The organism is Streptomyces sp. NBC_00557 (genome assembly GCF_036345995.1).
Classification (GTDB): Bacteria; Actinomycetota; Actinomycetes; order Streptomycetales; family Streptomycetaceae; genus Streptomyces.
The window spans coordinates 4,043,113-4,065,397 of sequence record NZ_CP107796.1; the positions used below are offsets into that span (position 1 = coordinate 4,043,113).

A 22,285-nucleotide genomic window follows, 5' to 3' on the forward strand; every position below is an offset into this window, starting at 1 on the left:
CGCGGCGCCGCCCGGATCCGGCCCCACCGCCCTGCGCCCCCTCCCTCTCCCCAAACCTCTCCCCACCCCTCTCCACCGATCCCTCCACCCGTCTCTCCGCCCATCCCCATCCCCGTCCCCCGGCCACCGCCCCTCCCCAAACCAACGTCCCCTACCCACTCCACCCGCCTTGCACGTTTCAACGAGACCCGGTTCACGTATCAACCTCGTACCGGTACCGGCCGTCTGCCCAGGAGGCGGTCCGGGTGCACAGCGGGGTGCGGGACACTGGTCTGCGGCCGCCTCTACGATCCATGGCAGGAACCGGCTGATCGCCGGGCGCGTAGATACGATCAGTGAGCAGGACGCGGTAGCAGCGGCAGTACGCAGTACAGAGCAGGGCAAGGCAGACGGCAGGGACGGAGGAGGTGCCCCATGGGAGTCCTGAAGAAGTTCGAGCAGCGTCTCGAAGGTCTGGTGAACGGCACCTTCGCCAAGGTCTTCAAGTCCGAGGTCCAGCCTGTGGAGATCGCCGGCGCGCTCCAGCGCGAGTGCGACAACAACGCCACGATCTGGAACCGCGACCGGACCGTCGTACCCAACGACTTCATCGTGGAGCTGAGCGCGCCGGACTACGAGCGTCTCAGCCCCTACTCCGGGCAGCTCGGCGACGAGCTGGCCGGCATGGTGCGCGACTACGCCAAGCAGCAGCGCTACACGTTCATGGGGCCGATCAAGGTCAACCTGGAGAAGGCCGACGACCTGGACACCGGTCTGTACCGGGTGCGCAGCCGCACCCTCGCCTCCTCCAGCAGCCAGCAGGCCCCCGCGGCCCCGGCCCCCGGCCGTCCGGCGCCGGGCGCCCCGGGCGGCTACGGCTACCCGCCCGCCGCGCCCGCCGGCGTGCCTCCGATGCCGTCGGCGCCGCCGCCCGGCGCCCGGCCCGGTGGCTACGGCTATCCCCAGCCCGCCACGCAGCGGCCCGCGGCCGCCCCGGTGAGCGGCGGGCGCACCCGCTACTGGATCGAGATCAACGGCACCCGCCACCAGATCTCCCGCCCGACGCTCGTGCTGGGCCGCAGCACCGACGCCGACGTACGGATCGACGACCCCGGCGTGTCCCGCCGGCACTGCGAGATCCGGACCGGAACGCCCTCGACGATCCAGGATCTCGGGTCCACCAACGGCATCGTGGTGGACGGGCAGCACACCACCCGCGCTACGCTCCGCGACGGCTCGCGGATCGTCGTGGGCAGCACCACCGTTATCTATAGGCAAGCCGAAGGGTGAAGCGGGGGCAATGTCAGAGCTGACCCTCACGGTCATGCGGCTGGGTTTCCTGGCCGTACTGTGGCTGTTCGTGATCGTGGCCGTGCAGGTCATCCGGAGCGACCTGTTCGGTACGCGCGTCACCCAGCGCGGATCGCGTAGGGACGCCGGGCGCCAGCAGCAGGCGCCCCGGCAGCAGGCCGCCGCGCCCCCACCGCAGCGCGGCCAGCAGGGCGGCGGCCGGCGCGGCCGGAACGCCCCCACGAAGCTGGTCGTCACGGAGGGCACGCTGACCGGCACCACGGTCGCGCTCCAGGGCCAGACGATCACGCTGGGCCGGGCGCACGACTCCACGATCGTGCTGGACGACGACTACGCCTCCAGCCGCCATGCCAGGATCTACCCGGACCGCGACGGTCAGTGGATCGTCGAGGACCTCGGTTCCACCAACGGCACCTACCTGGACCGGTCCCGGCTGACGACCCCCACGCCGATCCCGCTGGGCGCGCCGATCCGCATCGGCAAGACCGTCATCGAGCTGCGGAAGTAGTACGACAATGAGCGAGCGGAGCGAGCACGCAGCGGCAGGCCGCACCCCGGTCCCCGGCGCGCTCCCGACCGGAGGGTGGGCAGTGTGGCTCGACACGACCGGCTGTACCCGGAGCCGATGGGCGAGGTGGGCATGAGTCTGTCACTGCGCTTTGCCGCCGGATCGCACAAGGGCATGATCCGCGAGGGCAACGAGGACTCCGGTTACGCAGGCCCCCGGCTGCTCGCCATCGCCGACGGCATGGGCGGCCAGGCGGCCGGCGAGGTCGCCTCGTCCGAAGTGATCTCCACCCTGGTCACGCTCGACGACGACGTACCCGGCTCCGACATCCTCACCTCCCTCGGCACGGCCGTGCAGCGCGCCAACGACCAGCTGCGCGCCATGGTCGAGGAGGACCCCCAGCTCGAGGGCATGGGCACCACGCTGACCGCGCTGCTGTGGACCGGGCAGCGGCTCGGGCTCGTGCACGTCGGCGACTCGCGCGCGTACCTGCTGCGCGACGGCGTCCTCACCCAGATCACCCAGGACCACACCTGGGTGCAGCGGCTCGTCGACGAGGGCCGGATCACCGAGGAAGAGGCCACCACGCATCCGCAGCGCTCCCTGCTGATGCGCGCCCTCGGCAGCGGCGACCACGTCGAGCCCGACCTGTCCATCCGCGAGGTCCGGGCCGGCGACCGCTATCTGATCTGCTCCGACGGCCTGTCCGGCGTCGTCTCCCACCAGACGCTGGAGGAGACCCTCGCCAGCTACCAGGGCCCGCAGGAGACCGTGCAGGAGCTGATCCAGCTCGCGCTGCGCGGCGGCGGCCCCGACAACATCACCGTCATCGTCGCCGACGTCCTCGACCTGGACACCGGCGACACCCTCGCCGGGCAGCTGTCCGACCAGCCGGTCGTGGTCGGCGCCGTCGCCGAGAACCAGCACCATCTGCACGACAACGGCATCATGCAGACCCCGGCCGGCCGCGCCTCCCACCTGGGCCGCCGGCAGTCCGGCCACGGCGGCGGCGAGTTCGGCCCGCCCGGCTCGGGCGACACCGGCTACATCCCGGCGGGCAGCTTCGGCGACTACGCCGACGGCGACTTCACCAAGCCGCGCGGGCAGCGCAGGTGGCTGAAGAGATCCCTCTACGGCGCGCTCGCCCTCGCCGTCGTCGGCGGCGGCCTCTACGGCGGCTACCGGTGGACGCAGACGCAGTACTACGTCGGCGCCAAGGGCGAGCACGTGGCGCTGTACCGCGGCATCAGCCAGAACCTGGCCTGGGTGTCGCTGTCGAAGGTGGAGAAGGACCACCCCGAGATCGAACTCAAGTACCTGCCGCCCTACCAGCAGAAGCAGGTCAAGAACACGATCGCGGCGGGCGGTCTGCAGCAGGCGCAGGCCAAGATCGAGGCCCTGTCGGTCCAGGCCTCCGCGTGCCGGAAGCAGGCGGAGCGCCAGACGGCCGAGTCGCAGCAGAACGGGAAGCCGGTCCAGGGTCAGGCCGGAGGGACCACGGGAACCACCCGCAGCGCCCTCACGTCCAAGGCGTCCCCGACTCCGCACCCATCCACGACGGCGCCCGCTACGAAGAACCCTTCGAAGTCCCCGTCCGCGACCGCCACTCCGAACCCCGGCCCGAGCCTCTCCGAGGATGAGCAGAAGGTCGTCGATCAGTGCGGCAAGCAGTAGCCGAGCCGCGAGAGGCCCTGTCACACGATGAGCAGTACGACTAATCCGCCGACGCACCACACGTCCACGATCGGCGCGATCGGCGCGCCGAGCCGCCGCAACACCGAGCTGGCCCTGCTGGTCTTCGCCGTGGCCGTCCCGGTGTTCGCCTACGCCAACGTGGGCCTGGCCATCAGCAACCACGTCCCCGCCGGGCTGCTGGAGTACGGCCTCGGCCTCGGGCTGCTGGCCGGCGTCGCCCATCTCGCCGTACGGAAGTTCGCGCCGTACGCCGACCCGCTGCTGCTGCCGCTGGCCACGCTGCTCAACGGGCTCGGGCTCGTGGTGATCTGGCGGCTGGACCAGTCGAAGCTGCTGCAGTCGCTCAGAGGCTTCTCCCCCGCAGCGCCCCGTCAGCTGCTGTACAGCGCGATGGGCATCGCCCTGTTCGCCGCGGTGCTGATCTTCCTGAAGGACCACCGGGTCCTGCAGCGCTACACCTACATCTCGATGTTCTGCGCCCTGGTGCTGCTCATCCTGCCGCTGGTGCCGGGCCTCGGGGCCAACATCTACGGCGCGAAGATCTGGATCCGCATCCCGGGCCTCGGCTCCCTGCAGCCCGGTGAGTTCGCGAAGATCGTGCTCGCGGTGTTCTTCGCCGGTTACCTGATGGTCAAGCGGGACGCGCTGGCCCTCGCCAGCCGCCGCTTCATGGGCCTGTACCTGCCGCGCGGCCGCGACCTCGGTCCGATCCTGGTCGTCTGGGCGATCTCGATCCTCATCCTCGTCTTCGAGACCGACCTCGGCACCTCGCTGCTGTTCTTCGGCATGTTCGTGATCATGCTGTACGTCGCCACCGAGCGGACCAGCTGGATCGTGTTCGGTCTGCTGATGTCCGCGGCCGGCGCGGTCGGCGTGGCGAGCTTCGAGCCGCACATCCAGACCCGTGTGCAGGCCTGGCTCAACCCGATGCGCGAGTACCAGCTCAGCCGCCAGATCACCCACGACGGCATCCTCCACTCCGACCAGCTGCAGCAGTCCCTGTGGGCGTTCGGCTCCGGCGGCACCCTCGGCACCGGCTGGGGCCAGGGCCACTCGGACCTGATCAAGTTCGCCGCCAACTCCGACTTCGTCCTCGCCACCTTCGGCGAGGAGCTCGGTCTCGCGGGCATCATGGCGATCCTGCTGATCTACGGCCTGATCGCGGAGCGCGGCCTGCGCACCGCCCTCGCCGCCCGGGACCCGTTCGGCAAGCTGCTCGCCGTCGGCCTGTCCGGCGCCTTCGCCCTGCAGGTCTTCGTGGTGGCCGGCGGTGTCATGGGCCTCATCCCGCTGACCGGTATGACCATGCCGTTCCTGGCCTCCGGCGGTTCCTCGGTGCTGGCCAACTGGGCGCTGATCGCCATCCTCATCCGCATCAGCGACACCGCCCGCCGCCCGGCGCCCACCCCCGCCACGAACCCCGACGCCGAGATGACCCAGGTGGTCCGCCCGTCATGAACAAGCCCCTGCGCCGGATCGCGATCTTCTGCGGCCTGCTCGTGCTGGCCCTCCTGATCCGCGACAACTACCTCCAGTACGTCAAGGCCGACCAGCTGGCGAGCGACAAGGACAACCGCCGGGTCGCCATCGAGCGCTATGCGCACCCGCGCGGCGACATCATCGTCGACGGCAACCCGATAACGGGTTCCGTCGTGTCCAAGAGCGGCGACTTCAAGTACAAGCGCACCTACAAGAACGGGCCCATGTGGGCCCCGGTGACCGGCTACTCCTCGCAGGCCTTCGACGGCAGCCAGCTGGAGAAGATCGACGACGGCATCCTGACCGGCAACGACGACCGGCTCTTCTTCCGCAAGACGCTCGACATGATCACCGGTAAGCCGCAGCAGGGCGGCAACGTCGTCACCACGCTGAACGCGGCCGCGCAGAAGGCGGCGTACAACGGACTGGCCCAGCGGGGCGGCAAGGGCGCGGTCGTCGCCCTGGAGCCGTCCACCGGCAAGATCCTGGCGCTGGCCTCCTACCCGTCGTACGACCCCTCGTCCTTCGCGGGCTACTCCGACAGCGACGCCAAGGCCTGGAACAAGCTGCAGAAGAAGAACAACCCGGCCGACCCGATGCTGAACCGGGCGCTGCGCGAGACCTATCCGCCGGGCTCCACCTTCAAGGTGGTCACCGCGGCGGCGGCGCTGGAGAACGGTCTGTACAAGTCGGCCGACGAGAAGACGAACTCGCCGCTGCCGTGGATCATGCCGGGCACCACGACCCCGCTGAAGAACGAGGGCAACATCCCCTGCGAGAACGCCACCCTGCGGGTCGCCCTGCAGTACTCCTGCAACTCGGTCTTCGGCAAGATCGGTTCCGACCTCGGCAACGACAAGATGCTCGCCGAGGCGAAGAAGTTCGGCTTCGACTCGGAGCAGTTCACCCCGGTCCGCTCCAACGCGTCGGTGTTCTCCGACCACATGAACCCGTCGCAGACCGCGCTGTCCTCCATCGGCCAGTACAACACCGCCGCCACCCCGCTGCAGATGGCGATGGTCGCCTCGGCCGTCGCCAACGACGGCAAGCTGATGAAGCCGTACATGGTGGACGAGCTGCAGTCCTCCAACCTGGACCCGGTCGCGAAGACCCAGCCGGAGGAGCTGAGCCGGCCGCTGTCGCCGGCGAACGCCCAGATCCTGCAGTCGATGATGCAGACGGTGGTCGAGAAGGGCACCGGTACGAACGCGAAGATCAGCGGCGTCACCGTGGGCGGCAAGACCGGTACCGCGCAGCACGGTGTGGCGAACAGCGCCAACCCGTACGCCTGGTTCATCTCCTTCGCCAAGATGCCCGACGGCAGCTCGCCGGTGGCCGTCGCCGTGGTCATCGAGGACGAGAGCGCCAACCGTGACGACATCTCCGGTGGCGGCCTGGCCGCGCCGATCGCGAAGAACGTCATGGAGGCGGTCATCAACGCCAAGAAGTGACCTTGCCCCAGGAAGTGACGCCGCTCACGTCTCCTCCACATCGCCGCACGTTGCGATACCGGTCCTGTATCGGGTTCCGGGCTTGGCCAGGTCATACAAAGCGAGCCGGGTACGGTAGGCCCGGACGGCAGCCTCCGGCCGTGCACGAGGGTGTGCGGCCGAGACCGACGGAGAGGGCTGGTAGGTAGCTATGGAAGAGCCGCGTCGCCTCGGCGGCCGGTACGAGCTGGGCCAGGTGCTCGGCCGTGGTGGCATGGCCGAGGTCTACCTCGCGCATGACACCCGCCTCGGCCGCACCGTGGCAGTGAAGACCCTGCGCGCCGACCTGGCACGCGACCCTTCCTTCCAGGCCCGGTTCCGCCGGGAGGCCCAGTCGGCCGCCTCGCTCAACCACCCCGCGATCGTCGCGGTCTACGACACGGGCGAGGACTACATCGACGGCGTCTCCATCCCGTACATCGTGATGGAGTACGTCGACGGCTCCACCCTGCGTGAGCTTCTGCACAGCGGCCGGAAGCTGCTGCCGGAACGCGCGATGGAGATGACCATCGGCATCCTGCAGGGCCTGGAGTACGCCCACCGCAACGGCATCGTCCACCGCGACATCAAGCCGGCCAACGTCATGCTGACCCGCAACGGCCAGGTCAAGGTGATGGACTTCGGCATCGCCCGCGCCATGGGCGACGCCGGAATGACCATGACCCAGACGGCGGCGGTCATCGGCACGGCCCAGTACCTCTCCCCGGAGCAGGCCAAGGGCGAGCAGGTCGACGCCCGCTCGGACCTTTACTCGACGGGCTGTCTCCTCTACGAGCTGCTGACGGTACGGCCGCCCTTCGTCGGCGACTCCCCGGTCGCCGTGGCCTACCAGCACGTCCGCGAGGACCCGCAGCCGCCGTCGGTCTTCGACCCCGAGATCACCCCCGAGATGGACGCGATCGTCCTGAAGGCGCTGGTCAAGGACCCGAACTACCGGTACCAGTCGGCTGATGAGATGCGCGCCGACATCGAGGCGTGCCTGGACGGCCAGCCGGTCGCGGCGACGGCCGCGATGGGAGCGGCCGGCTACGGCGGCTACCCCGACGACCAGCCGACGACGGCCCTGCGCCAGGACTCCGGCGCGGCGGCGACCTCCATGCTCCCGCCGATGAACCCCGACGACGGCGGCTACGGCTACGACGACCGCCCCGACCGGCGCAGCCGCCCGAAGAAGAACAACACCTCCACGATCCTCCTCGTCGTCGCGGGCATCCTGGTCCTGATCGGCGCGATCCTGATCGGCAAGTGGGTGGCGAGCGGAGGCAACAACGGCGACGGCAAGGTGCCGGTGCCGAACTTCATCGGCCAGACCCAGTCCTCGGCCAAGAAGATGGCCGAGAACGTCGATCTGAAGATCACCACCTCCGGCAAGCCCTGCGACGACCAGCCCAAGGGCAGCGTCTGCGATCAGAACCCCGACAGGGGCACCAAGGTCGACAAGGGCAGCACCGTCAGCCTGGTGATCTCCACGGGCGCGCCCAAGGTCGAGGTGCCGGACGTGCGCGGCATCCAGTTCGACGAGGCCGAGTCCCGGCTGACGGAAAAGGGCTTCAAGGTCGAGAAGAAGACCCAGGTGTCCTCCCAGACGCCGAACGTGGTCATCGACCAGGACCCGAAGGGCGGCACCAACCGGCAGAAGGGCAGCACGATCACCCTCACGGTCGCCAAGGCCGAGGAGCAGGTCACGATTCCCAACGACGTCATCGGCAAGTCCTGCGACGACGCGAAGGCGGAGCTGACCCAGCTGGGCCTGGCCCCGACCTGCACCAACCAGCCCACCACGAACCCGGACGACAACGGCAAGGTCACCCAGACCAACCCGCAGCCCGGCCAGCAGGTCAAGAAGAACACGCCCATCAGCCTCACGGTCGGCGTGTTCCAGCAGAACCAGCAGACGCAGGTGCCGAACGTCACCCTGCAGACCCTGAAGGACGCCGTACAGGCCCTGAAGCAGCAGGGCTTCAACAACATCACCGTCAACGGACCCAACGACGACAAGGCCCGGGTCGTCCAGCAGAGCCCGGCCCAGGGCACCCAGGCCGACCCGAACAACACCCAGATCGTCCTGAACACCGCGGACGTCGGCGGCGGTGACAACGGCGGCAACAACGGCGGCGGCCTCTTCGGGGGCATCAACGGCTGAGCCACCGGCCCGGCAGCACCGCGGGGCGGTCCCCACCAAGGGGACCGCCCCGCGGTCGTGCTGAAGGCCAGAGGTTCTCGAAGGACGTGGTCAGCCGCGCAGTTCCTTGGGCGGCGTCCGGTCGCTGTCCACCTTCTCCACCCGGACCAGTTCTCCCCACACCACGTACCGGTACTCCGAGGTGTACACGGGCGTGCAGGTCGTCAGGGTGATGTAGTGGCCCGGCTTCTTCCTGCCGGACTCCCTCGGGACCTGGTCGATGACCTTGACGTTGTACTTCGAGGTCTCGGGGAGGATCGAGTAGACCTTGTAGACGTACCAGTCGTCCCGCGTCTCGAAGACGACCGGGTCGCCCTTCTTCAGCTTGTCGATGTTGTGGAACTTCGCGCCGTGCCCGTCCCGGTGGGCCGCGAGGGTGAAGTTGCCGGTCTTGCCGGACATCGGCAGCGTCGCCTTGACCGGATCCGTGTAGTAGCCGGCCACGCCGTCGTTGAGGACGTTCGTGCCCGTGCCCTTCTCGACCAGGACCACACCGTTCTTCATCGCCGGCACGTGCAGGAAGCCGATGCCGTCCTTGGTGTTCAGCGCACCCGGCCCGGAGTCCGTGGCCTGCGCCCAGTGCCGGCGGACCTTCTCGGCCTGCTGGTCCGCCTTGCGGTCCGCTATCACGTTCGTCCACCACAGCGAGTAGACGACGAAGAGCGCCAGCAACAGGCCTGCGGTGATGAGGAGTTCACCGAAGACACTCACCGCCGTCGCGATACGGCCGGGGCGCCGGCCGCGCGGGGCGGAACCCGGATCGGACGCGTCCGTGTGTTCTTCGGTGTCGTCGGCGGTCGCTGCCACAGTTCCCTCTGCCCCTACTCGATGAGCGCGTCCGGTTTGCCCTTGCTGCGCGGGCGTTCCTCGACCATCTTGCCCCAGACGATCAGCCGGTACTTGCTCGTGAACTCCGGCGTGCAGGTGGTGAGGGTGATGTAGCGGCCGGGCCTGGTGAAGCCCGAACCCTTGGGGATCGGGTCCAGCACACTCGTGTTGGACGGCGAGGTCACCGGCAGCATCGAGGTCACCTTGTACACGTAGTACGTGTCCTGCGTCTCGACCACGACCGCGTCGCCGGCCTTGAGCTTGTTGATGTACCGGAACGGCTCGCCATGCGTGTTGCGGTGCGCGGCGAGCCCGAAGTTGCCCGTCCTGGCACCGGGCATCGCCGTCTTCAGCGGAGGCTCGCCGTAATGCCCGATCATGCCCTTGTCGAGCACCTTCGCGTTGCTGACGCCCTCCGCGATCGGTGCGACGACGTCCAGCTTGGGGATGTGCAGGATGGCGAAGCCCTGCCCCGGCTCGAAGACACCCGGGTTCCGCTTGCCGCTGGCCCAGTCGTTCTGCAGCTGGTGCGTCTCGCTGCCCGCCTGGGCGTGGGCCCGGACGTTGGTCCACCACAGCTGGTAGGTGACGAACAGGAGCATGAGCACGCCGGTGGTGATGAACACCTCGCCGATCACCCGGCTGGCGACGACCGCCGGGCTCGGCTTGCGCAACCGGGCCTGGCGCCGCGCCTCCACCCGGGACAGCGGCCGACCGGAGTCCGCCCCAGGAGGTGCCGTTCCGGCGGACGCGGTCTCCCGGCCACCGCCGTGCCGCCCGCCACGCCGCTTGGCGGCCTTTCTGCGCGCCGCACGGCCTCCCCGCGCCACTCCGGTGGCAGAGGAGCCTGAAGAGGCCGGAGAGGCCGCTGTGGCGCCGTTCTCGGCGTCTCCGGCCGCAGCGGGGACGCGCAGCGCCATCGTCTCGTCGTCGAGGGGGCCGCGGGGCGGCTCCTCGTATCCGGGCTCGGCGTACCCAGGCTCGTCGTATGCGGGCTTCTGGTACCCGTCGTATCCGGGCTCGGCGTACCCCGGCTCCGTGAATCCCGGCTCCCCGTAGGGGCCTCGCGCTCCTTCCGCGTGCCACTCCCCAAGCGCACCGGAAGCCCCGTACGACTGATCCCCGTACGAGGCATCGGTCTCGCGCTCCGGGCGCAGCGCGGTCACGCCGTGGCCCTGCCCACCACCGGGGCCAGCCCCGTCGACCTCGCCACGGCACCCTCGTCACCGCACTCCACCAGCCAGTTGGCCAGCATCCGGTGCCCGTGCTCGGTCAGCACCGACTCGGGATGGAACTGCACGCCCTCGACCCGGAGTTCACGGTGGCGCAGGCCCATGATGATGCCGTCGTGCGTGCGGGCGGTCACCTCCAGCTCGGCCGGGACCGTCGCCGGCTCCGCTGCCAGCGAGTGGTAGCGGGTCGCCGTGAACGGAGACGGCAGACCCGTGAAGACGCCCTTGCCCTCGTGCTCCACCAGCGAGGTCTTGCCGTGCAGCAGCTCCGGCGCCCGGTCCACCACACCGCCGTACGCCACCTGCATCGACTGCATGCCGAGGCAGACCCCGAACACCGGCACCCCGGTCGAGGCGCAGTGCCGGACCATGTCCACGCACACGCCCGCCTCCTCCGGCGTCCCCGGCCCGGGCGAGAGCAGCACGCCGTCGAACCCGTCCTGGGCGTGCGCCGTCGACACCTCGTCGTTGCGCACCACCTCGCACTCCGCACCCAGCTGGTACAGGTACTGCACGAGGTTGAAGACGAAGCTGTCGTAGTTGTCGACGACGAGAATCCGCGCACTCACTGGTTGTCCACCGTCACATCGTTGAAGGGCAGCAGCGGCTCGGCCCAGGGAAAGACGTACTGGAACAGCACATAGACCACGGCCAGCACCAGAACGAGCGAGATCAGCGCCTTCGCCCAAGCGTTTCCCGGCAGATGCCGCCAGATCCAGCCGTACATGCCGTCCCTTGCCGTCCCTTCCGTATCCCTACGGCATCAGACCCACGCCGTACGTCACCAGACTAACGGCGCGGCGCCTCCGGTTCGCCTGCCTCCACAGACTGTGCGGAGCGTGTACACCCGGACTTACGTGGCACAGGGTCGATCACCTCAACGTCCGGCGGCACGGTTTTGTAGGGCCCTTTGTCGATCCGAAACCAGCTTGTTCCACGTGAAACCGAGCCGCGGGACGAGTCGATCACTCATGGCATGACGGGCGACCGCCTACTGCACGGGCTGCGCGTAGTGCAGATCCACCGTGCCGGAGTAACCGGGCAGCGTCACCGTCCCGTCGTCGGTGACCCTCCAGCCGAGACCGTAGACGTTCACGTACACCATGTAGGTCTGGATCGCCTTGCTCGCCGCCAGCGCCTGCTGCAGCTTCTCCGGATCCCCGACCGCCGTGATCTTGTACGGCGGCGAGTAGACGCGGCCCTGGAGGATCAGCGTGTTGCCCACACAGCGCACCGCGCTGGTGGAGATCAGCCGCTGGTCCATGACCTTGATGCCCTTGGCGCCGCCCTGCCACAGGGCGTTCACCACCGCCTGCAGATCCTGCTGGTGGATCACCAGGTAGTCGGGCTGCGGTTCCGGATAGCCGGGGAGCTTGGCCGTGGCGTTCGGCGGAGCGTCATTGAGCGTGACGGTGATGGCGTGACCGGTGAGCTTCTGTGTGCCGGCGCTCTTCTCCAGCCCGCTGAGCTCGCGGTCCTGCGCCTTGCTGCTGCCGTCGTCGCTCTCCGCGAAGGACTCCACGCGCCCGCGCAGCGCCGCGTTGGACTCGTCCAGCTCCTTGTTCTTGCGGCTGCGCTGCTGGATCAGGTCGGACAGCTTCAGCAGAGAGCCGTCCTGCCGGATGTCGGTGCCCTTGGCCGTGTCGAAGCTGGTGAAGAAGATCAGCCCCGCGAGCGCGAAGACGGCCGCCGTGAGGATCCGCACGGGGCGGACACGCAGACGGCGGCCAGGGCCGGAGCCCGTTGAATGCGTCCCGGGGGAGTCGGCAGAATTGCTCAACGTACCCTTATCTCCTTAGGCGCCACGGAAGCACTACGCTAACGGACGCCCGGGGGAGCACACAGAGTCGTCATGTGGACCCCTTGTACGCTGCCCCGAGCCCCGTACCGGTTACCTGCGCGGCCACGCAGCGCATCGACAGGAGAGACCCTCGTGCCGAAGTCACGTATCCGCAAGAAGGCCGACTACACGCCGCCGCCCGTGAAGCAGGCGCAGGCGATCAAGCTGAACAGTCGCGCCTGGGTCGCACCTGTCATGCTGGCGATGTTCGTCATCGGCCTGGCGTGGATCGTCGTCTTCTATGTGACCGACGGCTCGCTGCCCATCGACGCGCTCGACAACTGGAACATCGTGGTCGGCTTCGGCTTCATCGCCGCCGGCTTCGGTGTCTCCACGCAGTGGAAATAGCTCTGCCCAGAGCTGTCCACCGAGTTATCCACAGCCGTTGTCCACATGGGGAAAAGAAAGACGATCTGTGGATAACTCATCGGGGGTTGACGCCGGTGTGACTGCCCTACCAACGCCCATACACCTGTTCGCCTCCTGTCTGACCTGCGGAAAAACATCCGAGCGACAGGGGGCACAGCTGTGCCCGCACACGGTGCACAAGATCCGCCACAGCCTGTGGACAACCGTTCGCTCTCAGGTGAGCTGAGCGGTCCTGACCAGCGTGAGCACCACCACGACGGCGAGTACGACCGCACAGGCGCCGTACTGGATCACCGTCCGCCTCTCCCGCGGGGCGTGGACCATCGCATAGCCCACGGCGACACCGGCGACGAGGCCACCGATGTGGGCCTCCCAGGAGATGTTGAAGCCCGGGGTGAACGTAATGATCAGGTTGATCACCAGAAGGGCGACGAGCGGGCGCAGGTCGTAGTTGAGCCGGCGCATCAGCACGCCGGTCGCGCCGAAGAGACCGAAGATCGCACCAGAGGCGCCCAGAGAGGGCAGGCGCGGGTCGGCGACCATGTAGGTGAGGGCGCTGCCGGCCAGGCCGGAGACGAAGTACAGGGCGAGGTAGCGGGCGCGGCCGAGGGCTGCCTCGAGGGGGCCGCCGATCCACCACAGGCTGAGCATGTTGAACAGGATGTGGGTGTAGTTGGTCGGCGAGTGCAGGAACATCGCGGTCAGCAGGCGGTAGTACTGCCCCTCGGCGACGCCCTGGACCGGGCTGAACAGGGAGAACTGGGCCTGGCCGATCAGTTCGAACCGGTCGGTGAGGCTGCTGCCCACGGCGAGCTGGGCGAGGAACACGGCCAGGTTGACGCCGATGAGGACCTTGGTGAGCAGGCGTGGGTCGGCCGTGACCGTGCCGCCGGCGATGGTGCGGGGCCGGGAGGCGGCGGGTGCCGGACCGGTGTCGCTGCCGCCGCGTACGCAGGCGGGGCACTGGAAGCCGACGGAGGCGCTGACCATGCACTCGGGGCAGATGGGGCGTTCGCAGCGGGTGCAGCGCACGCCGGTCTCGCGGTCCGGGTGCCGGTAGCACACGGGCGCGCGGTGGGCTCCCTGCATGCCTGCTGCGGCCTGGTCCATCTGTTCCCCTTGCTCGACGTGGGACTGGGGTGCCCCTGGCAGTACCTCGCCCCGCTCATCCTTGGTACGGACGAGCGGGGCGTTTGGTTCCCTGGGGTGCGCGGAGCGGTGGGCTCAGCCCTCGCGCTTCTCGACGACGACCTCGTTGATCACGACGTCGTCGACCGGACGGTCGTTACGGCCGGTGGGGACCGCGGCGATGGCGTCGACGACCTTCTGGCTGGCGGTGTCGGTGACCTCGCCGAAGATGGTGTGCTTGCGGTTCAGCCACGTCGTCGGGGAGACGGTGATGAAGAACTGCGAGCCGTTGGTACCCGGGCCGGCGTTGGCCATGGCCAGCAGGTAGGGCTTGTTGAAGGACAGGTCGGGGTGGAACTCGTCCTTGAACTTGTAGCCCGGGCCGCCGATACCGGAGCCGAGCGGGTCGCCGCCCTGGATCATGAAGCCGCTGATGACACGGTGGAAGATCGTGCCGTTGTAGAGCGGCTTCTTGCTCTTCTCACCCGTGCCGGGGTGCGTCCACTCGCGCTCGCCCTGTGCCAGCTCGACGAAGTTCTTGACCGTCTCCGGCGCGTGGTTCGGGAAAAGCTTGACCACGATGTCGCCGTGGTTGGTCTTCAGGGTGGCGTAAAGCTGCTCGGCCACGATCTGCCTTCCGTTGTCTTCCTGTGACTCCCCGATCCTCGCACGGCGAGGCCCGTGCGTCGCCCGGCAGCCACGAGTTCCGCCCGGAAGGCAGCGCTCGGCGGCGATTCGTGGCAGTGTCGAGGACAGGATCGGGTTGCCCGGGAATTTCCGGGATGGAGCCGAAGGGAGCGGTAGGCACCCATATGCCCGCCCACGCATGCCGTGCGGACCGTTGGCAGGCATGATCCGTAAAAGGGTGGAAAGTCGAACACCGTACGCCACCGAGGAGGAGGAACCCGTGACCCGCATCGACAGCGTGCGCGCCGCGACCGGCTCGGCGAAGGACAGCGTGCTGCACGCCGCGGAAGTGGTGGCGCCCTACGCCGACACGGCCAAGGAGCGTGCCGCGCTCTACGCGCAGGAGGCACGCGTACGACTGGCGCCCGTGATGTCGCAGGCCGCCGAACAGGCCCGCGTGCAGTACGACGCCCGGCTCGCCCCGCGTCTGGAACAGGCTCGTGCGCATGTGCCGCCGAAGGTCGACCTGGCGGCGCAGGAGGCCGCCGTGCGCGCCCGCAAGGCCGCCCGGCAGGCGGCCGAGTATTCGCGCCAGGCCGCCGAGTACTCGCGTCCGAGGATCGAGCAGGCCGTGGCCGCCGCGGCCCCGGTCCGTGAGGAAGCTGCCGCGCGGGGCGCGGCGGCGCTGGCCGCGTTGCGCGGTCAGGTCTCGGCGAAGGAGATCCAGAAGCTGGCCCGCCGGAATGCGCGCCGGTCCAGGACGGGCCGCACCGTGAAGGCGCTGGCGCTGCTGACCTTGCTGGCCGGTGGGGCTTTCGCCGCCTGGAAGTGGTGGGACAAGCAGGCCAATCCGGACTGGCTGGTCGAGCCGCCCGCCGCGACGGAGGTGCCCGAGTCCGGCGGCCGGCTGAGTTCGGTGGACGGCAGCGGTACCTCGGTCCTGGACCCCGAGGTCCAGGCGAAGCAGGCCGAGGAGGATGCCGCGAAGCACGAGGACGACGAGTAGACCGGCGGGCCGGTTCGTGCGTGAAAGGGGCCGTGGATCAGGCGAGTTGAAGCTCGCCGGACCCACGGCCCGTTTCACGTGAAACCACCCCGCCGCAGCCTCCCCTGGGTCATGGCCCGGCATCGTGAACGCGGACGCCGGTGCATGAACGGAGAAAGCCTCCCGATCTGCGTTTCCGCAGGTCGGGAGGCTTTTCTGGGTGGAGCCTAGGGGAGTCGAACCCCTGACATCCGCCATGCAAAGACGGCGCTCTACCAACTGAGCTAAGGCCCCGGGAAGCAGCGTCCGGCCGGAAAAGTCGCGTTCCGGTGGGCGCCGCAGACCAGAGTACCGGGTCACCCCGGGTATCCCGCAAAAAGATTGGGGGTCCCCGTGAATGACCACGCTCCGTAAGATGCTCGACGTGGTTCGCTACAGCGAACCGCGGTTTTCAGGGGTAGCGATGGGGAGACGCAATGGACGCCGCACAGCAGGAAGCCACCGCGAGAGCGCGGGAGCTGCAGCGGAACTGGTACGGGGAGCCACTGGGGGCGCTCTTCCGTAAGCTCATCGACGATCTCGGGCTCAATCAGGCCCGTCTCGCGGCGGTCCTGGGTCTGTCCGCCCCGATGCTCTCGCAGCTGATGAGCGGCCAGCGGGCGAAGATCGGCAATCCTGCCGTGGTGCAGCGGGTGCAACTGCTGCAGGAGCTGGCGGCGCAGGTCGCGGACGGCAGTGTGAGCGCGGCCGAGGCGACCGAGCGCATGGACGAGATCAAGAAGTCCCAGGGGGGTTCCGTGCTCAACAACACCACCCAGACCACGAGCGGTTCCGGGGCGCCCACGGTCAAGCGGGTGGTCCGCGAGATCCAGTCGCTGCTGCGCTCGGTGGCCGCCGCGGGCGACATCATCGACGCCGCGGACAGCCTTGCCCCGACCCACCCCGAACTGGCGGAGTTCCTGCGCGTCTACGGCGCCGGCCGGACCTCCGACGCTGTCGCGCACTACCAGTCCCACCAGAATTAGGACTCGCGGTCCGGTCCACGGAGGGGGTACGGGGACCGGGATCGCCTTCCGGTGAGGGCGGCTGGGCACGGGAGTCGGTCTGTGGTGGCGGACCGGTCCTCGAGCGGGGGCGGCCCGTATCGCTCGTCACAGGGGAGCAGGGCGCAAGCGCGGGGAAGCGGGGAAACAAGGGACCAGGGAACAAAGGCGGGGAACAAGGGGGGCGGGGGAACCGGCGCGGGTTCCGGGGGAGGAGCGATGGGCTGCCATGGGTGAGGTGTTCGCCGGCCGGTACGAACTGGCCGATCCGATCGGGCGCGGGGGCGTGGGCGCCGTATGGCGCGCCTGGGACCATCGCCGGCGGCGCTATGTGGCCGCCAAGGTGCTCCAGCAGCGCGACGCGCACTCGCTCCTGCGATTCGTGCGGGAGCAGGCCCTGCGGATCGACCATCCCCATGTCCTGGCGCCGGCGAGCTGGGCCGCCGACGACGACAAGGTGCTCTTCACCATGGACCTGGTGGCCGGCGGCTCCCTGGTCCACCTGGTCGGCGACTACGGCCCGCTGCCCCCGGCGTTCGTGTGCACCCTGCTGGACCAGCTCCTTTCCGGTCTCGCGGCCGTGCACGCCGAGGGGGTCATCCACCGGGACGTCAAACCCGCCAACGTCCTCCTCGAAGCGACCGGAACGGGACGGCCCCGGCTGCGGCTGTCCGACTTCGGCATCGCCATGCGGCTCGGCGAACCCCGCCTGACGGAGACCAACCTCGTGGTGGGAACGCCCGGTTATCTGGCCCCCGAGCAACTGCTCGGCGCCGAGCCAGACTTCCCCGCCGACCTGTTCGCCGTGGGGCTCGTCGCGCTGTATCTGCTGGAGGGCGCCAAGCCTGACGCCAAGGCGCTCGTGCAGTACTTCCTGGACAACGGAACTCCCGGGCCGCCCAAGGGAGTTCCGGAACCGCTGTGGCAGGTCGTCTCCACCTTGCTGCAGCCCGACCCGGCCGCGCGTTTCCGCACCGCCACGGGTGCGCGCAAGGCGCTGGCCTCCGCAGCGGAACTCCTGCCGGAGCCCGAGCCGGACGACGAGCTGATCGAGATCTTCGACCAACTCGGCCCGCTGCCACCCGGATTCGGACCGGACGGTCCGCTCAAGCGGGCACCCGGGGTGGCGTCGGACCTGGCGGAGAGCACGGATACGGGGTCGTCTTCCGGCGCGGGGACGGGCGCGGACAGGACGGATACGGGGCCGCTTTCGGGCGCGGGGACGGGCGCGGACAGGACGGATACGGGGCCGGTCTCGGGCGCGGGGACAAGCGCGAACACGACGGACACGGGGGCGGTCTCGGGCGTAAGGACAGCCGCGAATACGGGACCGTCGTCGGGTGCCGGCGCGGACAGGGGACCGTCTTCAGGTGTCGGCGCGGGCACGGGTTTCGGTGCAGAGCCGGATTCCGGTGTCGGCACGGGTACCGGCTCCCTCTCCGACACCGGCAGTTTCCGTCTGCCGCCACCCCAGGCATCCCCGCCCCCGCTCCGGGAACCCCTCACCTACGCGCAGGAATCCCCCGCCGCCGCCCAGCAGCCGCCGGCCTCCGGTTCCTTCCCTCCTCACCTCCCGTCCTACCAGCCGTACATCACGCCCCAGACCCACGCCGCCCGCACACACCGCACTCCCTGGAGCGCCGTACCGTCCGCCCATCCGGTGATGGACCCTCCGGTCGATGCCCCCACCGCTTCCTACACAGCCCAGAACGTGCCCGTGCAAGGCCGCGGGGCGCGCCGCCGGGCCGCCCGCAGGCGACGGACCGGGCCGCCGGCCGGGGTCGCGATCCCGCTGCTGTTGCTGGCGCTGGCCTGCTATGCCGTGGGTTTCTGGGCGTTGACCCGCGTCTGAGCGCGCCGTGCCGTCACCGTCCAGCCGGCGAGCACCAGCAGGAGCACGGTCCCGAGGCCGATCCCGCCGATCGCGACCAGCAGCATCGCTGAGCCGCCTCCCGCAGTACTGGTGAGGGCCGCCTCCCGGCCCTGCCGCGTGGGGGTGAACACGTCGTCCGGTACGGGATGCCCGGCGTACTCCGGTCCCGCGTGCGCCCGCCCGGTCACCCGGACCCGCAGCGTCACCGCGAACGGACCGCGTCCGAACGTACCGGTCATCCGCTCGCTGAGGTGCAGGACGAGGTAGTAGTCGCCCGCGAAGCGGACAGAGGTGACGCCGACGGGTACGGCGTAGCGGTTGGCGTACTCCACCGGCGGCACCGGGGCGAGTACGGCGGGCTTCTGTGTGCCGGTGTAGCCGAGGGCGGCGTCCTCGACGTAACCGCGGACGGGGTTGTAGAGGGAAAGGTCGAGGGCACCGCCGACATAGCCGTGACCAGCGGCGTTGCCCAGTTCGGCAGAGGCGTGCAGCTGCCGTCCCCAGTCGACCGGCACCTTGTAGAACCGGGTCTCGCCGGGCACGAGCGACGTACGCCAGACCCCTTGGCCGAGGGTGCTCGCGGAGGCGAATCCGGCGCCGCCAGGGCGGTCGTGGGGCTCGCCGTCGAGCGGTTCGGGCGTGGCGGAGTCCCAGGCCTGCGGCGCCGAGGTGGCTCCGGCCCGTGCCGTACGCGGTTCCGTGGCAGGCGCGATCTCCAGGTCCCAGCGCTGTGCCGACGCGCCGGTTCCTCCGGCGTCGAGGCGCTGGACGACCACGTAGTACGTTCCGGAGCCCTGGCACAGCGCATTGCCGGGCTCCCGCCGGGCGAGCGCGGTGAGCGGCCGGGGGCTGAGCCCGGCGCCGAAGCGGGCGTTGGCGTAGGAGCAGCGGGTGCCGTGGGCGTCCTGGAGCGACACGGCGATGCCGTCGGCGGCGGAGACGGTGGCGTCCGCGGGGGGTACGGCGGTGACGGGGACGTACGCCGTGTCGGTGGCCCGGAGTTCGATGCGGTAGTAGAGCTCGCCGTTGCTCGCCAGGGAGCTGCGGTAGGTGCGGCCCGCCTCCAGCCGGGGTGCCGTGGCGGTGCCCGGCGCCCCCGCGACGGCAGCGGCGCCGGGCGCGAAGGCGTACGGCTCCGGCGAGCCGTCCTCGGCGGCGGCCGCGATTGCGCGCGCGGACGTCGTACCGGCCGGCAGGACGAGCAGCGCGCACAGCCCCGTCAGCAGAGCCGCCCGTACGGCGCCGGAGACCGCCCGGCGTCCGGGGCGCCACCGCCGGGCCCCGCCCTGTCCTCGTTCCCGCACGTGCCGCCCTCCCCCTGTCGCCGCTCCCCGACCGGCGTGTCCGCCGCGCCAGCGCCGTACCGGACCGCGCTCCATCCTGCCGCGTGCACCCGCGCGCCATCCGGGCAATGCCTGCGGCCGTCCGAATCGCCCCGCAACGCCCGGTGGGCCTGCGCAACACAAAGCCCCGACCGCGAGGGGCGGTCGGGGCCTGCTTCAGATTCTGGAATCGGCACTCACGAACCCGTGGGCACGGAGTCAGTCGCCTCCGTCCACAGATCCTGCTCGGCGCGATCCGCCTGGATCTGGCGGTACACGAGGAGCCCGCCGATGGCGGCCAGTGCGACCAGGAGCAGCTTCTTCACCGCGCGACCTCGTCTTTCCTTGACGTAGGGGACCTCTGGCGCCCGACTATACACACCGGCCGATATCGATCGGTGACCTGCGCCGGAGCCCAACTCCCGCCTCCGGCAGCGCAATAGGCCAGGTCCGACGCCGTTCCGATCGGAGGGTGATCACACCCCCACGGACGGTTACTTTGCTCCCTCTTCGCTCAGCTGAGCAGGTTTTGGGGGCTTTCCAGGCCTCTTGCCGCCATCCGGGTGGTGTTCATCGGAACATCGACGCGCCACGAGCGTCGGTCCACCACTTCGCGGCCCACATACACATCATGAGCAAAGTACGCAAATCGCCCAACCCGAAAGTGAGGGGCCATGACCAAGAACAAGGTCATGACGCTGTGGACCGCCATCGTCACCGCCTTCTTCGCACTGTGCACCGCGCTCGGAATCGTCACCGCCACGACCGCCACGACCGCGGCGGCCGCCCCCAGCACCGAGGGCCCCCGCACCGGTACCGCGTTGAAGACCATCCCGGCGATCCCGGCCCAACGCCACTGGTCCTGGCCCCGCACCACGGCTCTGCCCCCCACGATGAAACAGCGCATCCGGGCCGAGGCCCACGGCAAGTCGCCCCGTTGCCGGCACCGTCCCCTCGCCGAGACCGAGACGGAGGACCTGATCACCGGAGAGTCCTCGACGGCCAGGCTCGACTGCTGACCTCGCACCCCACGCAGTACCGCAACGTCTCGACCACACGGCGACTTGCGTACGCAACAGTCGACACGGAAAGACCCCCGGCCGGGTTCGGCCGGGGGTCTCGCGCTGTTCCGGCTCCCGGGACGATCGACCGTGGCCCAAGGAACCGCGGCCGACGCGACCGCGGCCGACACACCCCGGGCGCGTCCCGCGCGTCCGAGGCTCTCCGGAAAGGGGTGAGTGCCGCCGTGACCCGGCGCGTCACCGTTGTCACCGCTGTCCACGGCCCCTCCGCGCGTTTCCTTCCGGACGCGTACGCCTCCCTGTGCGAGCAGCGGCTTCCCGGTGGCTGGGACTGGGAGTGGCTGATCCAGCAGGACGGTACGACGGACGAGGTCCGCCCGTACGTCCCGGACGACGCGCGTGTGAGCTTCGGCCAGGGCCGGCCGGGCGGTCCCGGGGTGGCCCGCACGATCGCACTGGCCCGCGCCAAGGGCGCGTACGTGAAGGTCCTGGACGCCGACGACCGGCTCACGCCAGGCGCGCTGGCCCGCGACGTGGCCGTGCTGGAGGCAGACCCGACCGTAAGCTGGACCACCTCCCAGGCCCTCGACCTGCTGCCGGACGGCACGACGGCCGGTTTTCCCGGCAACCCTGACGACGGCCCGCTCGAACGCGGTGCCGTACTCGACCACTGGAAGCGGAACGACTTCCGGGCCCCCGTCCATCCGGCGACCCTGTGTGTCCGGCGCGAGCTGCTCATGGCGCTCGGCGGCTGGATGGCGCTGCCGGCGTCCGAGGACACCGGGCTGCTGCTGGCGCTGGACGCGGTCGGCCACGGCTGGTTCTCGGCGGAGGCCGGCCTGCTCCATCGCAAGTGGCAGGGCCAGGTCACCGGCCAGGCGTCCCACGTCGACCCGGTCGAACGAGCGGCCCGCATGACGGTCGCCGAGGCCCGGGCTCGCGCCCTGGCGGCCTCCCGGTGGACCTACCCGGCCGCTCCGGCAGACCCGGCGGCCACCAGATGAGCCACGCCGTGCCGGCCTTCTCCCGCCGCCCTACTCCGTGAGCACGATGGCCTGGGAGGGGCACTTCCCGGACGTCACTGCCCGGGGGAGCACCCGCTGAACCGGACCGGGCTGTGAGGGGAGGACTGATGGACAGTGGCCGAGCACTCGAAGCCGTATGGGTGTTTCACGTGAAACACCCATACGGCGGGCGTTTCACGTGAAACGTCACCCGCCCCGTCCCGGCGCCGCGCCTGCCGGTGCGGCAAGGCCCCTGCCCGCCCGGTGCCGGTCCCTCCCCTCGTGGGGACCGGTACCGGGCGGTGCGGGGGCGTCAATCCGTGCCACGTCGGCTGGGCACGGACTGCAGAAGGGAGCCGCCTGGAGGC

21 protein-coding genes, 1 tRNA gene and 2 pseudogenes are annotated in these 22,285 nt (G+C 69.8%); 12 read left to right on the forward strand and 12 right to left on the reverse strand.

Annotation, left to right across the window (positions count from 1 at the left end; translation table 11 throughout):
* Positions 1-414: 414 nt before the first annotated feature.
* The 6 genes from OG956_RS17310 to pknB all read left to right on the forward strand — a co-directional run bounded on the left by OG956_RS17310 (position 415) and on the right by pknB (position 8,605).
* Positions 415-1,269 carry a DUF3662 and FHA domain-containing protein gene (locus OG956_RS17310; protein WP_330338875.1) on the forward strand — a complete coding sequence of 285 codons (855 nt, stop codon included), beginning with the start codon at positions 415-417 and terminating at the stop codon, positions 1,267-1,269.
* Positions 1,270-1,279: 10 nt separating this feature from the next.
* Complete coding sequence (locus tag OG956_RS17315) at positions 1,280-1,798, forward strand: FHA domain-containing protein FhaB/FipA (RefSeq protein ID WP_330338876.1); 519 nt, start codon at positions 1,280-1,282, stop codon at positions 1,796-1,798.
* A 132-nt stretch (positions 1,799-1,930) separates the two neighbouring features.
* Positions 1,931-3,472 (forward strand): Stp1/IreP family PP2C-type Ser/Thr phosphatase, encoded by a 1,542-nt coding sequence (locus OG956_RS17320; RefSeq protein ID WP_330342872.1) that lies wholly within the window; start codon positions 1,931-1,933, stop codon positions 3,470-3,472.
* A 27-nt stretch (positions 3,473-3,499) separates the two neighbouring features.
* Positions 3,500-4,951: an FtsW/RodA/SpoVE family cell cycle protein gene (locus OG956_RS17325; RefSeq protein ID WP_330338877.1), complete on the forward strand. Its 1,452-nt coding sequence runs from the start codon at positions 3,500-3,502 to the stop codon at positions 4,949-4,951.
* Positions 4,948-6,423 (forward strand): peptidoglycan D,D-transpeptidase FtsI family protein, encoded by a 1,476-nt coding sequence (locus OG956_RS17330; protein ID WP_330338878.1) that lies wholly within the window; start codon positions 4,948-4,950, stop codon positions 6,421-6,423. Before OG956_RS17325 ends, OG956_RS17330 begins: the two co-directional genes overlap by 4 nt.
* A gap of 190 nt (positions 6,424-6,613) precedes the next feature.
* Positions 6,614-8,605: a Stk1 family PASTA domain-containing Ser/Thr kinase gene (gene pknB, locus OG956_RS17335; RefSeq protein ID WP_330338879.1), complete on the forward strand. Its 1,992-nt coding sequence runs from the start codon at positions 6,614-6,616 to the stop codon at positions 8,603-8,605.
* A 90-nt stretch (positions 8,606-8,695) separates the two neighbouring features.
* Here pknB and OG956_RS17340 read toward each other — a convergent pair whose 3' ends face one another.
* From OG956_RS17340 to OG956_RS17365, 6 genes and pseudogenes are all read right to left on the reverse strand, one after another.
* Positions 8,696-9,451: a class E sortase gene (locus tag OG956_RS17340; protein WP_330338880.1), complete on the reverse strand. Its 756-nt coding sequence runs from the start codon at positions 9,449-9,451 to the stop codon at positions 8,696-8,698.
* Positions 9,452-9,465: 14 nt separating this feature from the next.
* Positions 9,466-10,638, reverse strand: coding sequence for a class E sortase (locus OG956_RS17345; protein ID WP_330338881.1), 1,173 nt, complete (start codon positions 10,636-10,638; stop codon positions 9,466-9,468).
* Positions 10,635-11,273 (reverse strand): aminodeoxychorismate/anthranilate synthase component II, encoded by a 639-nt coding sequence (locus tag OG956_RS17350; protein WP_330338882.1) that lies wholly within the window; start codon positions 11,271-11,273, stop codon positions 10,635-10,637. Before OG956_RS17350 ends, OG956_RS17345 begins: the two co-directional genes overlap by 4 nt.
* The gene (locus tag OG956_RS17355; protein ID WP_330338883.1) at positions 11,270-11,431 is read right to left on the reverse strand and encodes a hypothetical protein; all 162 of its coding nucleotides are present in this window, start codon (positions 11,429-11,431) and stop codon (positions 11,270-11,272) included. The genes OG956_RS17350 and OG956_RS17355 overlap by 4 nt, the downstream gene beginning before the upstream one ends.
* 62 nt (positions 11,432-11,493) lie before the next feature.
* Positions 11,494-11,640: pseudogene (locus OG956_RS17360) on the reverse strand (class E sortase); the annotation flags it as partial.
* A 55-nt stretch (positions 11,641-11,695) separates the two neighbouring features.
* The gene (locus tag OG956_RS17365; protein WP_330338884.1) at positions 11,696-12,484 is read right to left on the reverse strand and encodes a DUF881 domain-containing protein; all 789 of its coding nucleotides are present in this window, start codon (positions 12,482-12,484) and stop codon (positions 11,696-11,698) included.
* Between the two features lie 153 nt (positions 12,485-12,637).
* Between OG956_RS17365 and crgA the strand changes: the two genes are divergently transcribed.
* On the forward strand, positions 12,638-12,892 hold the full coding sequence (crgA, locus tag OG956_RS17370) for a cell division protein CrgA (RefSeq protein WP_330338885.1): 255 nt from the start codon (positions 12,638-12,640) through the stop codon (positions 12,890-12,892).
* A gap of 234 nt (positions 12,893-13,126) precedes the next feature.
* Here crgA and OG956_RS17375 read toward each other — a convergent pair whose 3' ends face one another.
* The 3 genes and pseudogenes from OG956_RS17375 to OG956_RS40240 all read right to left on the reverse strand — a co-directional run.
* Positions 13,127-14,023, reverse strand: coding sequence for a rhomboid family intramembrane serine protease (locus tag OG956_RS17375; protein ID WP_330338886.1), 897 nt, complete (start codon positions 14,021-14,023; stop codon positions 13,127-13,129).
* A gap of 114 nt (positions 14,024-14,137) precedes the next feature.
* Positions 14,138-14,668: a peptidylprolyl isomerase gene (locus OG956_RS17380; RefSeq protein WP_330338887.1), complete on the reverse strand. Its 531-nt coding sequence runs from the start codon at positions 14,666-14,668 to the stop codon at positions 14,138-14,140.
* A 184-nt stretch (positions 14,669-14,852) separates the two neighbouring features.
* A pseudogene (locus tag OG956_RS40240) lies at positions 14,853-15,008 on the reverse strand (hypothetical protein); the annotation flags it as partial.
* On the opposite strand from OG956_RS40240, the gene OG956_RS17385 reads away from it, so the two are divergent.
* The gene (locus tag OG956_RS17385) at positions 14,949-15,674 is read left to right on the forward strand and encodes a DUF5324 family protein (protein WP_330338888.1); all 726 of its coding nucleotides are present in this window, start codon (positions 14,949-14,951) and stop codon (positions 15,672-15,674) included. The pseudogene OG956_RS40240 and the gene OG956_RS17385 sit on opposite strands and share 60 nt — an antisense overlap.
* 200 nt (positions 15,675-15,874) lie before the next feature.
* Here OG956_RS17385 and OG956_RS17390 read toward each other — a convergent pair.
* A tRNA-Ala gene (locus OG956_RS17390) sits at positions 15,875-15,947 on the reverse strand.
* 182 nt (positions 15,948-16,129) lie between these two features.
* Between OG956_RS17390 and OG956_RS17395 the strand changes: the two genes are divergently transcribed.
* Together OG956_RS17395 and OG956_RS17400 are read left to right on the forward strand one after the other, a co-directional pair.
* Positions 16,130-16,678 (forward strand): helix-turn-helix domain-containing protein, encoded by a 549-nt coding sequence (locus OG956_RS17395; protein WP_142218689.1) that lies wholly within the window; start codon positions 16,130-16,132, stop codon positions 16,676-16,678.
* A gap of 247 nt (positions 16,679-16,925) precedes the next feature.
* Positions 16,926-18,548: a serine/threonine-protein kinase gene (locus OG956_RS17400; protein ID WP_330338889.1), complete on the forward strand. Its 1,623-nt coding sequence runs from the start codon at positions 16,926-16,928 to the stop codon at positions 18,546-18,548.
* On the opposite strand, the gene OG956_RS17405 is transcribed toward OG956_RS17400, so the two are convergent.
* Together OG956_RS17405 and OG956_RS17410 are read right to left on the reverse strand one after the other, a co-directional pair.
* Positions 18,512-19,873 carry a hypothetical protein gene (locus tag OG956_RS17405; RefSeq protein ID WP_330338890.1) on the reverse strand — a complete coding sequence of 454 codons (1,362 nt, stop codon included), beginning with the start codon at positions 19,871-19,873 and terminating at the stop codon, positions 18,512-18,514. The genes OG956_RS17400 and OG956_RS17405 overlap by 37 nt on opposite strands.
* Positions 19,874-20,088: 215 nt before the next feature.
* Positions 20,089-20,217 carry a DLW-39 family protein gene (locus OG956_RS17410; RefSeq protein ID WP_003999697.1) on the reverse strand — a complete coding sequence of 43 codons (129 nt, stop codon included), beginning with the start codon at positions 20,215-20,217 and terminating at the stop codon, positions 20,089-20,091.
* A 348-nt stretch (positions 20,218-20,565) separates the two neighbouring features.
* Here OG956_RS17410 and OG956_RS17415 point away from each other — a divergent pair, with 348 nt between their 5' ends.
* Positions 20,566-20,910: a DUF6344 domain-containing protein gene (locus tag OG956_RS17415; RefSeq protein WP_330338891.1), complete on the forward strand. Its 345-nt coding sequence runs from the start codon at positions 20,566-20,568 to the stop codon at positions 20,908-20,910.
* A gap of 227 nt (positions 20,911-21,137) precedes the next feature.
* Positions 21,138-21,917 carry a glycosyltransferase family 2 protein gene (locus tag OG956_RS17420; protein ID WP_330338892.1) on the forward strand — a complete coding sequence of 260 codons (780 nt, stop codon included), beginning with the start codon at positions 21,138-21,140 and terminating at the stop codon, positions 21,915-21,917.
* Positions 21,918-22,285 lie beyond the last annotated feature (368 nt).